20 protein-coding genes are annotated in these 15,405 nt (G+C 46.1%); 11 read left to right on the top strand and 9 right to left on the bottom strand.

Annotation, left to right across the window (positions count from 1 at the left end; all coding sequences use genetic code 11):
• Positions 1 to 2: 2 nt before the first annotated feature.
• Positions 3 to 704 (bottom strand): nucleotidyltransferase domain-containing protein, encoded by a 702-nt coding sequence (locus LPQ35_RS07375; protein ID WP_193808221.1) that lies wholly within the window; start codon positions 702 to 704, stop codon positions 3 to 5.
• Positions 701 to 1,012 (bottom strand): divalent-cation tolerance protein CutA, encoded by a 312-nt coding sequence (gene cutA, locus LPQ35_RS07370; protein WP_193808220.1) that lies wholly within the window; start codon positions 1,010 to 1,012, stop codon positions 701 to 703. Before cutA ends, LPQ35_RS07375 begins: the two co-directional genes overlap by 4 nt.
• Positions 1,013 to 1,065: 53 nt before the next feature.
• On the opposite strand from cutA, the gene LPQ35_RS07365 reads away from it, so the two are divergent.
• Genes LPQ35_RS07365 through LPQ35_RS07355 form a run of 3 tightly spaced genes read left to right on the top strand, consistent with a single transcriptional unit; the run spans position 1,066 to position 3,871 of the window.
• Positions 1,066 to 1,518, top strand: a complete 453-nt coding sequence (locus LPQ35_RS07365) for a hypothetical protein (protein WP_193808219.1) — start codon at positions 1,066 to 1,068, stop codon at positions 1,516 to 1,518.
• Between the two features lie 32 nt (positions 1,519 to 1,550).
• Positions 1,551 to 3,005, top strand: coding sequence for a site-2 protease family protein (locus LPQ35_RS07360; protein WP_193808218.1), 1,455 nt, complete (start codon positions 1,551 to 1,553; stop codon positions 3,003 to 3,005).
• Positions 3,002 to 3,871, top strand: a complete 870-nt coding sequence (locus LPQ35_RS07355; RefSeq protein ID WP_193808217.1) for an ATP-binding protein — start codon at positions 3,002 to 3,004, stop codon at positions 3,869 to 3,871. Before LPQ35_RS07360 ends, LPQ35_RS07355 begins: the two co-directional genes overlap by 4 nt.
• Here the strand turns inward: LPQ35_RS07355 and LPQ35_RS07350 are convergent.
• From LPQ35_RS07350 to ftsZ, 7 genes are all read right to left on the bottom strand, one after another.
• Complete coding sequence (locus tag LPQ35_RS07350; RefSeq protein WP_193808216.1) at positions 3,868 to 4,053, bottom strand: hypothetical protein; 186 nt, start codon at positions 4,051 to 4,053, stop codon at positions 3,868 to 3,870. The genes LPQ35_RS07355 and LPQ35_RS07350 overlap by 4 nt on opposite strands.
• A gap of 9 nt (positions 4,054 to 4,062) precedes the next feature.
• The gene (locus LPQ35_RS07345; RefSeq protein WP_193808215.1) at positions 4,063 to 4,482 is read right to left on the bottom strand and encodes a PIN domain-containing protein; all 420 of its coding nucleotides are present in this window, start codon (positions 4,480 to 4,482) and stop codon (positions 4,063 to 4,065) included.
• The gene (locus tag LPQ35_RS07340) at positions 4,449 to 5,675 is read right to left on the bottom strand and encodes a translation initiation factor IF-2 subunit gamma (protein WP_193808214.1); all 1,227 of its coding nucleotides are present in this window, start codon (positions 5,673 to 5,675) and stop codon (positions 4,449 to 4,451) included. The genes LPQ35_RS07345 and LPQ35_RS07340 overlap by 34 nt, the downstream gene beginning before the upstream one ends.
• 161 nt (positions 5,676 to 5,836) lie before the next feature.
• Complete coding sequence (locus tag LPQ35_RS07335) at positions 5,837 to 6,310, bottom strand: 50S ribosomal protein L11 (protein ID WP_193808213.1); 474 nt, start codon at positions 6,308 to 6,310, stop codon at positions 5,837 to 5,839.
• A 3-nt stretch (positions 6,311 to 6,313) separates the two neighbouring features.
• The gene (locus tag LPQ35_RS07330; protein WP_048090474.1) at positions 6,314 to 6,769 is read right to left on the bottom strand and encodes a transcription elongation factor Spt5; all 456 of its coding nucleotides are present in this window, start codon (positions 6,767 to 6,769) and stop codon (positions 6,314 to 6,316) included.
• Positions 6,766 to 6,939 (bottom strand): protein translocase SEC61 complex subunit gamma, encoded by a 174-nt coding sequence (locus tag LPQ35_RS07325; protein ID WP_048090472.1) that lies wholly within the window; start codon positions 6,937 to 6,939, stop codon positions 6,766 to 6,768. Before LPQ35_RS07325 ends, LPQ35_RS07330 begins: the two co-directional genes overlap by 4 nt.
• A 33-nt stretch (positions 6,940 to 6,972) precedes the next feature.
• Positions 6,973 to 8,061 carry a cell division protein FtsZ gene (gene ftsZ, locus LPQ35_RS07320; protein WP_048090470.1) on the bottom strand — a complete coding sequence of 363 codons (1,089 nt, stop codon included), beginning with the start codon at positions 8,059 to 8,061 and terminating at the stop codon, positions 6,973 to 6,975.
• 74 nt (positions 8,062 to 8,135) lie between these two features.
• Between ftsZ and LPQ35_RS07315 the strand changes: the two genes are divergently transcribed.
• The 8 genes from LPQ35_RS07315 (at position 8,136) to LPQ35_RS07280 (ending at position 15,390) form a co-directional block, all read left to right on the top strand.
• Positions 8,136 to 9,350: a dihydroorotase gene (locus LPQ35_RS07315; RefSeq protein WP_193808212.1), complete on the top strand. Its 1,215-nt coding sequence runs from the start codon at positions 8,136 to 8,138 to the stop codon at positions 9,348 to 9,350.
• A 398-nt stretch (positions 9,351 to 9,748) separates the two neighbouring features.
• The gene (gene ppsA, locus LPQ35_RS07310; RefSeq protein WP_193808271.1) at positions 9,749 to 12,010 is read left to right on the top strand and encodes a pyruvate, water dikinase; all 2,262 of its coding nucleotides are present in this window, start codon (positions 9,749 to 9,751) and stop codon (positions 12,008 to 12,010) included.
• A complete protein-coding gene (gene hpt / locus LPQ35_RS07305; RefSeq protein ID WP_193808211.1) occupies positions 12,010 to 12,570 on the top strand; it encodes a hypoxanthine/guanine phosphoribosyltransferase in 561 nt (186 codons plus the stop codon). The genes ppsA and hpt overlap by 1 nt, the downstream gene beginning before the upstream one ends.
• The gene (dph2, locus tag LPQ35_RS07300) at positions 12,557 to 13,504 is read left to right on the top strand and encodes a diphthamide biosynthesis enzyme Dph2 (protein WP_346297603.1); all 948 of its coding nucleotides are present in this window, start codon (positions 12,557 to 12,559) and stop codon (positions 13,502 to 13,504) included. The genes hpt and dph2 overlap by 14 nt, the downstream gene beginning before the upstream one ends.
• Positions 13,505 to 13,631: 127 nt before the next feature.
• Positions 13,632 to 13,874 (top strand): hypothetical protein, encoded by a 243-nt coding sequence (locus LPQ35_RS07295; protein ID WP_193808209.1) that lies wholly within the window; start codon positions 13,632 to 13,634, stop codon positions 13,872 to 13,874.
• A gap of 131 nt (positions 13,875 to 14,005) precedes the next feature.
• On the top strand, positions 14,006 to 14,452 hold the full coding sequence (locus tag LPQ35_RS07290; RefSeq protein ID WP_048090460.1) for a 30S ribosomal protein S13: 447 nt from the start codon (positions 14,006 to 14,008) through the stop codon (positions 14,450 to 14,452).
• 10 nt (positions 14,453 to 14,462) lie between these two features.
• The gene (locus LPQ35_RS07285) at positions 14,463 to 14,987 is read left to right on the top strand and encodes a 30S ribosomal protein S4 (RefSeq protein ID WP_048090458.1); all 525 of its coding nucleotides are present in this window, start codon (positions 14,463 to 14,465) and stop codon (positions 14,985 to 14,987) included.
• A gap of 1 nt (position 14,988) precedes the next feature.
• Positions 14,989 to 15,390: a 30S ribosomal protein S11 gene (locus tag LPQ35_RS07280; RefSeq protein WP_048090456.1), complete on the top strand. Its 402-nt coding sequence runs from the start codon at positions 14,989 to 14,991 to the stop codon at positions 15,388 to 15,390.
• Positions 15,391 to 15,405: the final 15 nt, after the last annotated feature.

Genomic DNA, 15,405 nt, shown 5'->3' with positions numbered 1-15,405 from the left:
TTTTAAAAAAGTTTCATCCTCCTCCTCAGAAAGACATTTTCAAGAGCGAGAGAAGAAAGATGTGACTCAAAACTCTCAAATTCCGGAACGGGTTCATTTACAAACACTCCAGTTCGCCCAATCTCCCTCCTTCTCTCGAGAACCCTGAATCTCTCCTCCACAATCTCTATACCAACGCCGAGATAATCTGCAAGCTCACTCTTGTCCATCTCGTTGGCGGGAATCTCCATATGACCATCCTTCACGGGAACAATCAACATGAGCCTCTTATCCACTCCAGCAACCCGCTCATCTCTCCTGAGCATATCAAGATCGAGAAAACCACCAAACCTGTAAAAGTCAAGCTCCTTATCCCGCATCTTCACAAGCGGGAAGCTCACATTGGCCATGTCAAGAGCAATCTCCCCTTTAATGGCATAATTCGGCGTGGCCTGTATTATCCGTCGCTCCAGAATGCTGAAATCCCTTAAAGCCAGTTCAACCTTATAAGATGGAATGTTGAGAGGTATGAAAATGTCAACATCACTGCTCTTTTTCACATCCCCTCTTGCCACGGAGCCGTAAACAATCGAGGGTATTCCATGACTCTCGAGGGTGTCCATGATTTCTTCGGCTATCTTTCTTTTCTCCGCAAGCAACTTCCATCTGTCGTGTGAATATCTCACTCTCTTCCTCTGACCAAAGGTAGCTGTTTTCCCCCTCATCCTTCCACAATGCTATCAATCCACCTTAAAAACTCCAGATTGCCTTCCTCAATGCTGATCGCGCAAATGCATGGAGTGGTGTAGCTGTGTATTTTCTTTATCTCATTCCTAACTTCCGAGAATTTTTCAGCCTTGGTCTTCAGGATCATTGCATATTCTCCATCTTCCTGTATCTCCCCTTCCCACCAGTACATTGACTTTATTTTCCAGAAATTAACACATGCAACGAGCTTTTTTTCAAGCAAATGCTTTGCAATCTTTTTTGCTTCATCTTCGGTGGGAGCGGTAACGTAAATGAAATAATACATAATGTGTAGGCATTCGCAACGTATTTAAATTTTTAACCATTGAGCAGGATAGTATGAAAACTGGAATCGTAATTGTGTCGGTTTTCATGCTCACTATGTTCTCCGTCTCGGCATACATCGCCATGACGGTGGCACTGACCAAAGAAGACTTTATACGTGAGTTTGAAAAAAGTGTAAACTCCGTAGGTTATGAAATGCCGGAAAACATAGACACAGACCAGATTGCAAATGCATTTATTGTCTCATCTGCCGTTTTTTCCCTGCTGTACCTTCTATCCGGCATAGGCCTCCTGCTCAGGAGAAGCTGGGGGAGAAATGTTGCAGTAATTGTTTCAGTATTCCATCTCATGTATGGCCTTATTTCGCTGGGAATGATTTCCATTTCACTTCCGAATCTGGCCATTGGTGCAGGGCTGCTCTTTTACCTCACAAGACCACAGATCAAAAGCGAATTCGAAAAAACAGTCAGCATTGAAGAGCGCATTCTTGGAAAAGAGTTTGAATAAACTTTATTAATTAATACCAAATCCTTAACCCAATGAACGTTCAGCTCGGAATACTCGTGTTCCTAATTTACTGGGGAATTGTGGAGTTACTCAAACAGAGAGGCGTTCTCGAAAGGAAGAATATCAGCTCTTATGGCCCAATACTGATGATAAGAACAGAAAAAGGGCTCAACCTGCTCAAAAAACTTGCGAGGTACAGAATGCTCTGGATAATCCTCGGGAATGCCGGTATACCTGCCGTTTTTGCTGGAATGGTGTTCATGTTCATCCTGATACTGTTCATGGATTACTCATTACTGACATCCCCACCACCACCCTCGGAGCTTACAAGCCCGAGAAACGCCCTTCTCATCCCCGGTGTGAATAAATTCATCCCCTTAGTGTGGGGTCTGATCGGCCTTATTGTAACGCTCATAGTCCACGAGTTCAGCCATGCGATTTCTGCACTCTCAGAAAACATAAGGGTGAAGTCCTTAGGCATACTCGTTGCCTTGGTCCCGGTCGGAGGGTTTGCAGAACCAGATGAAGAAGAACTGATGCAGAAAGCCAGCAGGTCAACGAGATTGAGGGTTTTCTCCTCAGGTGTAATAAGCAACTTTATCACGGCCATTATAGCCTTCTCAGTATTTTTCTACCTGCTCGGGTTCATAACACCATCCATAGCCGTGCTGAAATCCGATGATCCCCGGCTGAAAACGGGAGACATAGTGATGGAGATAAACGGGGTCGAGATACGATCGCCGGAAGATATTTCGAAAGCAATTGGAAATTCGGACAAGATAACCCTAACATTAAAAGATGGCAGGACTGTGACGATTGAAGGAGTTACAGGAGTGAAGATTGCCGGTGTGGTGAAGAACTATCCGGCAGACAAAGCTGGATTCAGGGAAGGATGGATAATAACCGGTGTTGATGGTGTTAAAATCCACACACTCGACGACTTTCTCAAGATAATGAAGGAGAAAAAAGGAGGAGACCAGATTACCCTCGAGGTCTACGATGGACACAGATTCAGGAGCTTTGACATCACCCTCAGGGACAGTAACGGAAGAGGAATCATTGGTGTGCAGGTAGAGGAATACTTTGCAGGTATCACATTCAGCTACTATTATGCTGAAAACATCCTTAACACTCTCAGAAACATCCCGTCAATGCTGCTTCATCCGGCAGGCTGGCTGTTCCTCATCTCAATGCCGATCGTCTACTTCAACAGCTTTTCATACCCAATAACAGCGTTCTTTGCATCCCAGGTAGGAGACTGGATATTCTTTGCACTTAACACATTTTACTGGGTGGGATGGATCAATTTCTATGTTGGTCTCTTCAACTGCCTGCCAGCCCTTCCGCTGGACGGCGGACGGGTGTACTACGACGTTGTGGAAAAGATCGGTGGCAGAAGGGTGGCAGAGGCGTCCACGAGATTTCTCTCAATACTGATATTCGGTTCGATAATTCTTTCAATCGTCATACCGAACATGCCGAGATGATGTGTTCATCATGTGGCAAAAGGGCATTCGAAAAATTCAGAGGAAGGTATTACTGCAGAGAATGTTTCATAAGGAAATACGAGGGTGCCGTCGAATCAGCCATCAGAAGATACAGAATGGTAAAGAAGAACGAGAGAGTTCTCGCAGCGCTTAGTGGTGGAAAAGATAGCGTTGCGATGCTCATGTCCCTAAAATCACTGTCCAGAAAATTGAATTTCGAGCTTGAGGCATTTTTCATCCATCTTGGAATTGAAGACTATTCGGATAAATCCCTTGCAGTCTCGCAGAAGGTTTCCAGCATTCTTGATGTCGAGCTGAATGTTGTGAGAATAGAAGATTATGGATTCAGGATAGACGACGTTAAGAGGAAAACATGCTCTGTTTGCGGTAATGTGAAAAGGTACCTGTTCAACAGGTTTGCGAGAGAGAACAGGTTCGATCTGATTGCAACAGGGCATTGTGCCGAAGACATACTGGCGAACCTGCTGAAAAACATGTATTCGGGAAACCTCGGGTGGAGTGAAAAGCAGAAGCCAAGGATAGAGGGATACGACAGGATGGTTGGAAGGATAAGGCCCCTGTACGAGATGAGCGAGCGTGAAAACCTCCTCTACGTTCTGGCGAGAGAACTTCCATTTGTTAGCGAGGAATGTCCGCACGCCCCATCAACCATGTGGAAGGAGATAGTATATGACATAGAAAAAAGGGTCCCGGGCTACAGAGTTTCGGTACTCAGAAATCTGGCGAGAGAACGCAGGGATGAGAAAACCGAGTACAGGTACTGCAAGAAGTGTGGGGAGATAACAACATCCAGCATCTGCCAGTTCTGCAGAAACGTCATGAAGTATTCTAAAAAATCCGGCTAAAGCGGCCCGCACAGATAACATACAAAGTCGTTATCCGTGTAAACAAGCCTGCTCATCTTTTTCTCGACAACTGCAAATCCGGATCCGTTCAGCAGGTGTTCGACTTCATTCTCGGAATAAATCGGAATGTGTGTCTTACCATCTGTCGTATCGCTCTGCAAGGCGTCAAACAGGGAATCCATGGAAACTCCTCAAAAATCATCCTCAACCTCCACATATCTAAGCTCTCTCAGATACCCTACAGGGATCCCCTCCAGTTTGGCCCTCTTTCTCAGGCGTTTATCGTTCGTTATTACGGTAGATGAAAACATCTTCGCCAGCTTGAGAATTGCGTTGTCGTTCCCCTCTGCATCCACCCTGAAAATTTCACACTCACTACAGTTCTCAATTAGCGTCAGGGCAAATTTCGCAGCCCTCTTTTCCAGCCCATCGAGGCTGAGCTGAAGTTTTTTCAGTTCTTCAATTGTCTGCTCTGGAAATATGAACCTCCTGAATCCAAGTTCTCTCAGCTGGCTGAAAACGTCAACCCTGTGGGTGAAAATGTAAATTAAAACATTCGTGTCAATTATTACACTCTTCAGATTAAAGTTCCGGCGCCTATCAGCCTCCATCTCGAGCCAACCCTTCTGCTTATAGCAACCTTAGAGCCTTTCTCAGCACAGACTGGCCTCTTCAGCTTTACTTCAACAACATCATCTCTGGCAGATGTTACAACCCCGAGTGTGATGGATGTTCCAACGGCAAGCATCAGCGGTTCATTCATCTTTATCTTTTCCACCCTCAGCTCTTCCTCGGCACCAACGACCCTCTCAAGGAGATGCACATCCATCGTGAAGTCGAACAGAACATCAGGAAGCTTATCAGGGTGACCCACAACATTTCCCACGAGCCCATCAGCCTTTGTGAGGAACGGATCGAGTTTTGTGGCAACGCCGATGAGACCTCCGGGCGTGGCCTCATCAATCTGCCTGCCTGATGCCATGATGCTCACAACCTCACTGTGAATGGGATTGTAATTTCCTCTTTCGTCCTTTATTCCCGGTCTGACCTCTATTTCGTCTCCCACCCTGAGCCTGCCCCTTGAGAGGCTGCCACCCAGAACTCCTCCCACAAGCTTCTCTGGATCCGTTCCGGGTTTGTTGACATCAAAGCTCCTGGCAACATACATGAGCGGAGGAGAGTCCAGATCTCTCTCAGGTGTCGGTATCGTTTCCTCAATCACCTCAATCAGGGCGTCAATGTTAACCCTCTGCTGTGCAGAAACGGGAATTATAGGGGCGTTTTCAGCTATAGTGCCCTTAACAAATTCCTTTATCTCCTGATAATTCTCCACAACCCTCTCCTTTGAAACGATGTCGATCTTGTTCTGCACGATAACAATCCTGTCGACGCCTATAATTTCCAGAGCCATCAGATGCTCTTTGGTCTGTGGCCTGGGGCATTTCTCATTTGCAGCAATGACAAGCACTGCTCCGTCCATCAGGGCGGCACCGCTCAGCATTGTGGCCATCAGCGTCTCATGTCCGGGACTGTCCACGAAGCTCACTGTTCTGAGAATATCTGTCTCAACACCGTGTTTCGGGCATACCTTTTCCACCATGTATGCCTCAGTCCCCTCACACCTGGGACATTTTCTGAAGGTTGCATCGGCATAACCGAGCTTGATCGAAATTCCCCTTTTGAGTTCTTCACTGTGCCTGTCGGTCCACACACCACTCAATGCAGCAACAAGAGTAGTTTTACCGTGATCAACATGACCAACCATACCGATATTCACTTCTGGCAATGGAACGTCATCACTCATAGGGCTAAGCAGGAAGAAATGATATTTAAACATAATTACTCCGGATGACTTTCACTGGATGACTTATAAAGAACAGCATCTGGGGAAAGCTAAAACAATCCACAGAGAAAAAGACACAGGATCACGGCCTTTAAAAGGTATTAAAATTAAAAAACAGGAGATTACTCAGCAGGAATTTCGATCTTTCCTTCACTGACTTCCTGCTGAACTTCCTTGGGATGCTTTCCTTCTACAGTTACACCCATTGAGACCGCTGTTCCGAGAACTTCCAGCACCGCTCCCTTCAGGTCATACGAGAGCATCTGCTTCAACTTTATCCTCGCAATCTTGAACACCTGCTCCATCGTGAGGTCTCCGACGTACTCCCTTCCTGTTGCCTTGGAGCCTTTCTCAATTCCGAGTTCCTTCTTTATCAGTGCCGAAACGGGTGGAACACCCACCTCGATGTCGAAGGTTCTGTCTTCATTTGCTATTATCTTGACAGGAACCGGCAATCCATCAAAGTCTTTCGTCGCCTCGTTGATCTTATCCACTACCTGCTTGACATTTAGTCCGAGAGGACCTATGGCCGGACCAAGTGGTGGTCCCGGGCTTGCTTTCCCTCCTGGAACAAGAACTTCAACAACCTGTGGCATCCATTACACCTCCTCATCCGTTTTTTCAAGAATCCTAACGTTGTCAGCCTTAACCGTTACAGGAATTGGAACTACAGCCTCAAGGAGTTCGACCGTTATTTCATTCTTCGCTTCGTCAACTCTCTTAACAATAGCCATTTCACCCTTGAACGGTCCGCTGATGATTTCCACCTTGTAACCTTCCCTGATCTGCTCAGCAGCTTTCTTTGGCTTCAGAAAATGTTCAATTTCCGTGAAGCTCACTTCACCCTTCACAAGGCCCTTGATGTGAGGAATGCCCTTTATTGCATTGACTATGTCCTCATTGCTCTCTGCCTCAACAATGATGTATCCCTTGATTTCCTTCGGAGATAGAATTGAATAAAGATTTATGCCCCTCTTTTTAACAGCCGCTGCCATCAGGTTCGCCACTATTTTCTCCTGATTTGCCGTCGTTTTCACTATAAAGAACTTGCTCATCCCAGATACCCCGGCAGTACATCCATTAGCAAATAAACTATGAAGCCTATCAGACCGATTACCAGCATCACGGCTACAGATACCTTCAGAGTGGTTACAAACTCCTCCCTATCCGGTTTTCTGGTCATCTTGAGTATGTTGATGTAGTCTCTGAATTTTTCACTGAGCATATCTTCCGCTCACCAAACTCGGTTTTTAAAGGTTTACCTGACAAAGTCAATTCCGTATCTCTTTGTTACCGCTGGACCCTTTCTTCCGAAGATCTGAGGTGATTTCACGCCCGTAACTATTACCAGAGTCCTTATCGTATTCTCAAGCGATGGATCAATCATTGCACCCCAGATTATCCTGGCATCGGGATCTATCTTGCTGTATATCTCCTCTACAATGCTCTCTGCCTCTTCAATGGTCATATCCGGACCACCGGTAACATTGACCAGCGCCGCCTTTGCACCTGTTATGTCCACGTCAAGCAACGGGCTCTTCAATGCCTTCCTCACACTTTCAGATGCTTTGTCCTCACCGCTGGCCTCACCAAGTCCAATCATCGCAACTCCGCCCTTCTCCATCACTGTCCGAACATCTGCAAAGTCCAGGTTTATCAGAGCCGGCTTTGTGATAAGCTCCGTTATGCCCTTAACTGCCCTCATCAGTACCTCATCCGCCACCTTGAACGCAAGCTGTATTGGATAGTTCGGCACAACATCCAAAAGCCTGTCGTTCGGAATGACAATGACTGTATCTGTAACCTCCCTCAACCTCTCAAGCCCTGCTTCAGCATTCGCCCTCCTTATAGCACCTTCAGCCGTAAACGGAAGGGTTACAACAGCTATGGTAAGGGCTCCGGCATCCTGAGCAGCTTCAGCAACAACCGGGGCAGCCCCGGTACCGGTTCCACCACCAAGACCGCATGTAATGAATACGAGGTCAGAGCCTTCGAGCAGTGCCTTGATCTCCTCCTCGTTCTCTCTTGCTGCCTCCTCGCCAACCTGCGGAAGGCTTCCTGCTCCGAGACCTCTTGTTCTCTTCTTTCCAACAAGTATTCTTTTATCTGCCTTCGTATAGTAAAGATGCTGGACATCCGTATTTATTGCGATGAGTTCTGCACCTTCGATTCCCTCATCGTACATCCGTGTAACAGTATTGCATCCGCTTCCCCCAACTCCCACAACCCTTATAACGGTTCTCAGCTCGTGAAGCATTTCGAGAATTTCGTCATCCTCATCCTCTTTCGTAAAAGGTCTCTTCTCCTGATTTGCCCTCTTTAAAGCCTCTTTCACTATTGAATCCATAATCCTCTCCCCGCTGATTTTTTTACCTAAATTTCCAGAATAGTATTTAAATCTTTGTTTAGGGGTTCTATTTAATGCTCATCCACGGAAAAATTCTGCTAGGAAACACAATAGTAACGGCGGGAATGAAAATCGAAGATGGTAAAATATTGGAAATAAGCAAGCAAATTTCAGGAAAAAAACTGAAGGGAATCATAATGCCTGCAGGCATAGACGTTCACGTTCACCTGAGAGATTTTGACGAAAGCCATAAAGATACGATAAAAAATGGGACACTTTCTGCTCTGAACGGTGGAATCTGTCTTGTCGTCGATCAGCCCAACTCCAAGCCATTTATCGACAGCGAGGAAATGTACGAGAAAAGGATGAGACTAGCAGGCAAATTTCTTAATGTGGATTACTCCCTGAACGTTGGTCTCACCAAAAAGAATTTCACCAAAATAAACAGTATTGTGGAGAGAATAAAGAGCAAGGGCTACAACCCGGCAGTTGGAGAGATCTTCCTGCAGCACGAAAACAAAGATGTGGAGGCTACAATAGAAATGGTGGAAAAGGTTACGTCATTCTCGACAGTACATGCCGAAATTCCGGAATTTGTGGAATCGAACGAAATTCCAAACTTTTTGCATAGAAAAAGAGAGGCTGAAATTCTTGCAGTTAAAAAACTTGCATCTGAGGGCAGATACTTCTGTCACATATCCACAAAGGAAGCTTTTGAAACAATCAGGGAAAAAGGAGCATACGCAGAAGTTACTCCCCACCACCTCCTGCTTGACGCATCTCACCACAGCCGGCTTGGAGACTTCGTGAACGTCAACCCCCCGCTCAGGACCGAAAATGACAGGAAGTTTCTGCTTGATAATTTTTCAAAAATAGACGTTGTTGCTTCGGACCATGCGCCACACTCTCCAGAGGAGAAAGAGAACGGAGCCTCAGGATACCCCGGCGTTGAAACCCTCTACCCTCTCCTCATGGGACTTGTTTTTTACGGCAAGCTGAACATCTTTGATGTGGCGAAGGCGATCTCAGAAAATCCTGCAGATATATTCGGTTTTGAGGGATACGGAGCAGTAAAACCAGGAAACTACGCAAATCTTGCAGTATTTGACATTTCAAAGGTGGAGAGAATCAACCCGCAGAAACTCCATTATTTCCACAAATGGAGCCCCTTTGAGAGCTTTCCGGCAGTATTTCCCCACACAGTTATTCTGAGAGGAGAACTGGCAAAAGATAGGGGTGAGCTTGCAGAGGGTTTTGGGAAGATATACAAAACCGATGCAGTGTTATAAACACCTGCGCTCAGAATTCAGGCATGGATGATGACGAACTGCTGGATTACTACTTCGAGCTGAACCAGAGCAGGAAGATGTGCCGGAGAGAAAAGCTCAGCAAAAGATTCATTGAGGCCAGAATAAAGAAATTCAAGAAATAAATCCCGTTGGTGATCCTGCACCTACAGCAGGTGTTGCATGAATCAGAAACATTTAATAGAAAGTACTCCAGAGTATTATTGCTCCGCTTCCCACGCCCGTGTGAAAAACGTGATCTCGGGTCGGTTGGCGGAGCAACACTTTATCTGTAATTATTTTTTATAGTCAAATAGTCAGACGACATATCCTTCACACGACCCGACACACTATGAAAAATCTTTTTAAGTTACCGACCATTTCTCAATCGGGTGATGTTTATGGGTATTCTCTGGCTGAATGAAATCGGAAAAGACGATGTTCCACTTGCCGGTGGAAAGGGTGCGAACCTTGGAGAGCTTCTGAGAAACGAAATTCCGGTTCCAAACGGTTTTGTTGTTGACAGCAGAACGTTCATCGAGTTCATGGAAGCCACGGGGTTATGGTATCACATAAACGACCTGCTGAGGGGTCTTGATGTTGAAAATACCGATAACCTCAACGAGATTTCCGGAAAAATAAGAAAGCTCATCGAGGAGGCAAAAATTCCAGAAAACATTGAAGAAGAAATAAAGAAAGCCTACAGAAAGCTCTGTGAAGAAGAGGGTGAGGAAGTCTTTGTTGCGGTGAGAAGCTCGGCCACCGCAGAAGATCTGCCAGAGGCGAGTTTTGCTGGTCAGCAGGAGACATACCTCAACGTGAGGGGCGAAGATGATGTGGTAGACAGGGTCAGAAAGTGCTGGAGCAGTCTCTACACGCCGAGAGCGATATACTACAGGGTCCAGCAGGGCTTCAAACACGAAGAGGTCAGCATAGCAGTCGTTGTCCAGAAGATGGTGAACAGCGAGAAGAGCGGAGTTATGTTCACCTCACATCCAGTAACCGGAGAAAAGCTGTGCATAATCGAGGCCGCATTTGGTCTCGGTGAGGCAATTGTCAGCGGTTCTGTAACCCCAGACACCTATATTTATGATAGAAATGCAGGAAAGCTCGTAGATGTCTCAATTGGAGAGAAGAAAATTATGATCACAAAAGACGAGAGCGGAAAGACGGTAACGGTTGATCTCCCTCCGGAAAAGTCCAATGAGCGGGTTCTGTCAGATGAAGAGATCGAGGAGCTTGTGAAGTATGCCGAGCTTATAGAAAACCATTATGGCAACCCGCAGGATGTTGAGTGGGGAATGGAGAAGGGTAAGGTGTACATCCTGCAGTCACGTGCCATAACGACCATTAAAGAAGGAGCAAAGGAGGAGAGTAAGGTGAGCGGCGATCTGAAGGTTATTATTAAAGGTCTTGGAGCTTCTCCGGGTATTGGCATCGGAAAGGTGAAGGTCATCTTCAGCGAGAAGGAGATAAACAAGGTCGAGCAGGGCGATATTCTCGTAACAACCATGACCACCCCGGACATGGTTCCGGCGATGAAGAGGGCATCAGCCATTGTCACTGACGAGGGTGGATTGACCTGCCATGCCGCAATTGTCAGCAGAGAGCTTGGAGTGCCAGCGGTTGTAGGAACGAAGGAGGCAACTAAAGTCCTGAAGGACGGAATGATTGTTACTGTGGATGGTGAAAAAGGCAATGTCTATGAAGGCGCCGTTGAGCTTAAAACGGAAGAAGATAAACCTAAAGTTCTGGCCGGAGGCGGAAAAATAATCACTGCCACAGAAGTCAAGGTAAACATCTCCATTCCCGACGGTGCAAAAAGAGCCTTTGAAACCGGGGCAGATGGAGTGGGACTGTTCAGGATAGAACACATGGTTCTCGGCCTGCCCAAACACCCGATGAAATACATAAAAGACGGAGAAGTCGAGGAATACGTCCAGAAACTTTACGAGGGCATGAAAGTCGTCGTTGATACATTCTATCCAAAGCCTGTCTGGATAAGAACAATTGACGCACCGACAGACGAGTTCAGGGCAATGGAGGGTGGAGAAGACGAACCGATCGAAGCAAACCCCATGCTGGGATTCAGAGGGATAAGAAGAGACCTCATAGAGGAGGAGCACTTCAGAGCAGAGATAAGAGCAATAAAGAGGCTCGTTGAGGAGGGCTACACGAACATAGGCATAATGCTCCCGCTGATAACAAGAGTGGATGAAGTGAGGAGGGCCAAGCAGATAATAATGGAAGAGGGGCTCCCGCTGAGCAAAATCGAGTTCGGAATTATGGTGGAAACCCCTGCGGCCGCACTCATAATAGAGGACCTCGTGAAAGAGGGTATTGACTTCGTATCTTTCGGAACAAACGACCTCACCCAGTACACAATAGCCGTGGATAGAAACAACGAAAATGTTGCGTATCTTTATGACGAGACACATCCAGCAGTCATGAAGCTCATAGAGCACGTGATAAAGGTTTGCAGAAAACATGGTGTTAAGACATCGATATGCGGACAGGCAGGAAGCTACCCGAAGGTGGTCGAAAAACTCGTTAGACTGGGAATAGACAGCGTATCTGCCAATCCGGATGCTGTCGAGAGGGTTAGAGAGACTGTCGCGAGGGTAGAAAAGAGGATAATGCTTGACAGATTGAGGGATGAATGATGCTGAGCAAGCTCGTGAAAAGCCTTGAAAACGCTCCGGTGATAATGAAGGGAGACTACCCGTATTTTATTCATCCCCTCACGGACGGCGTTCCGGAGCTTGACCCGGACATAGTGAGAGAAGCAGTTTCAGGAATAATCCGAATAGCAGACCTTGACGTGGACAAGATCGTCACCGTCGAAGCAATGGGAATACCCGTGGCGATGGCCCTTAGCCTTGCAGTCAGCATTCCAATCGTTGTTGTAAGAAAGAGAGCATACAACCTTCCAAACGAGATTGTGGTCGACCAGGAAACAGGATATTCAAAAGGAAAGCTGTACATCAACGGAGTTGACAGAGGCGACAGAGTTATTCTGGTTGACGACGTGATCTCCACTGGAGGGACTGCGCTTGCAACCCTCAAGGCTCTTGAGAAGGCAGGAGCAGTTGTGAAAGATTTCGTTGCAGTTGTGGAGAAGGGAGACGGAGCAAACAAGCTGAGAGAGGCAGGGTACAACGTTAAAAGCCTCGTGAAGATAGAGGTTAGCAGTGATGGGGTCAGAGTCATTGACCATATTTGATAAAATCAATTTTCCAAATATTTTTGAAAAAATTGGGAATGCCAGAACAGTTGGACTGCAGCTTCCAGATGGACTGAAATACTATGTCAAAGAAATTTCTGAGGAATTCGAGAAAAGAGGTTTTGAAACGATAATATCTGGAAAAGCCTCATACGGTGCATGTGATCTCGATACCGAGCTTTTAAAGCATGTTGATGTGCTTGTTCACTTTGGCCACAGCAGATTTGTTGATACACCAAACGTTATCTACGTACCCTACACAGTGAACTATGAAATCAACCCTGAAAAGATAAAGAAACACATTCCTGAGAGAAATATTGCCATTATTGGAACGCTAACGTATGCCTGGAAGTTCAAGGAAGTGAAAAAAATTCTCGAGGATGCGGGATTCCAGGTTGAGCTTAAGTCAGGCAGAGGAGTGGAATTTGAAGGTCAGGTTCTCGGCTGCAACTACTCATGCCTCAGAGAGAGCAAAAGCGATGCAGTGCTGTTCATAGGCGACGGAATGTTCCACGCAACAGGGGCAGGGATATACTCTGGAAAAAAGACATACGCCTACCACCCCCACTCTGACGAGGTTATCGAGGTGGAAACAGAAGACTTCATCAAAAAAAGATATATCCTCATATCCAAGGCAAAGATGTCTGAGAGTTTTGGAATACTTGTGTCTTCCAAACCCGGCCAGTTCAGACTGAACCTCGCAAAAAGGTTGAAGAGAGAGGCAAGCAGGCATGGATTGAAGGCAGAAATTATAGTTGCTGATGAGATCACTCCAGAGATCGTCGAAAATTTCAGATTTGATTGCTATGTAAACACTGCATGCCCTAGAATTGCCTATGACGACACCAGAAGATTTGGCAAGCCTATAATATCTCCCCAAGAATTTGAGATATCCATTGGACTGAAAGACGAATACGTGTTCGATTTTATTTGAAATTAACAATGTTTAATTTTTGAACCCGAGTCACATATTCTCACAACCATATCAGTATCGCAAAACTTATATGGGTTCAAATCCAGATTTCATTTACTGATGACAATAACAATAATGAGGAGATATTATGAACCGGTATGAAAACCCGTGCGATGGGTGTGAAATAATTGTCAAGGTGAGAGTCAGAAGAACCGAATCCAAAATTGTTATAGACATCAAGAACAGAAAAGTCAATGTTCTTGAATGCAACCTGCTGAGAAACAGATGTTTTGACTGTGTCCCATTCTGTGAGGCTATAGTCGCAGCAAAAGACTTTGCTTTCAGAAGAAGAGAGCCAAAAGCGGAAGTTATCGTACTCAACAAAAACTGATCGGTTTTTTTGTCAATCCATTATTCAGATTTTCCGAAACCCTCTCCCGACGGAAGGCAGGATTCTGCCATCGGCGCATCAGCAATCTTTAAATATCTTCTCTTAAAGGCAGTTGGCAGAAGGTGATAACTATGGAGGACGGCTTCAAACACATTGTGAGAATTGCTGATACTGACCTGGATGGGAACAAGCCAGTAATTCACGCTCTTACAGGAATAAAGGGCATAGGGCTGAGATTATCAAGGTCAATAGTAAACCAGCTCGGCGTGGACGGAATGGTTAAACTGGGAGAACTGGACGACGAGAATCTGGAAAAGCTGAAGAAGTTTGTCGAAGAAGAAATAGAGTCCCTTCCTACATGGATGCTGAACAGAAGAAAGGACTATCATACTGGCAAAGACCTTCACCTGCTGAACAAGGATATCGACTTTGCGAGGATGCTTGACATTGAGAGAATGATAAGGGCCAAAGCGTACAGAGGAGTCAGACACGCCAGAGGTCACAAGGTGAGGGGCCAGAGAACAAGGTCTACTGGCAGAAAGGGTGCCACGGTAGGAGTTATTAGAAGGAAGAAATGAGGTGAGCTGAATGGGAGATCCTAAAAAGGCTAGAAAGAAGTACACCACTCCGACCAAGCCATGGGATAGAGTCAGGCTCGAAAGAGAGATGCCTCTGGTAATCAAATACGGTCTCAGAAACAAGAGAGAACTCTGGAGATTCCAGAACCTCCTCAGAAAGTATAGAAGAGTTGCAAGAGACCTGCTTGCAAAGGTAAACTACCCCGGAAGAGAGGGTGAAATAGCCAAAGCCAAGGCTCAGCAGGTAATCAAGAAACTCCACAGGATGGGTATTCTTCCCGAAAACGCTACCCTCGATGATATCCTGAACCTCAAGGTTGAGGACTTCCTTGAGAGAAGGTTGCAGACGATAGTTTACAGACAGGGGCTCGCAAAGACGATAAAACAGGCAAGACAGATGATAGTACACGGACACATCGCAGTGGATGGAAGAAGAGTAACCTCTCCGAGCTTTATCGTCGAGAGAGAAATGGAAGGTAAGATAGGATATTACGCAAACTCACCGTTTACAAAACAGCAGGTGGTGGAGGGATAATATGGCTGAAAAGAAGAAGAAATCGGTCTGGGGTATTGCACACATCTTCTCATCTTACAACAACACGATCATAACAATAACAGACATCACGGGCAGTGAAACAATAGCAAGAATCAGCGGCGGTATGGTTGTGAAGGCAGGAAGAGATGAGGCGAATCCGTATACGGCAATGCAGGCAGCACTCAGGGTTGCTGAAGTTGCAAAGGACAAGGGGATCGAAGGTGTACATATAAAAGTAAGAGCCCCAGGTGGCAACAAGCATACAACCCCGGGGCCCGGCGCACAGGCAGCCATAAGAGCTCTTGCAAGAGCAGGCCTCAAAATTGGAAGAATCGAAGACGTAACTCCAATACCCCACGATGGAACAAGACCCAAAGGCGGTAAGAGGGGTAGAAGGGTTTAAATCCCCCATTCTTTT

The organism is Geoglobus acetivorans (assembly GCF_039641995.1).
Classification (GTDB): domain Archaea; phylum Halobacteriota; class Archaeoglobi; order Archaeoglobales; family Archaeoglobaceae; genus Geoglobus; species Geoglobus acetivorans.
Note: the sequence above shows the minus strand (reverse complement) of the source record. Positions and strands in the feature narration are given on the sequence as shown.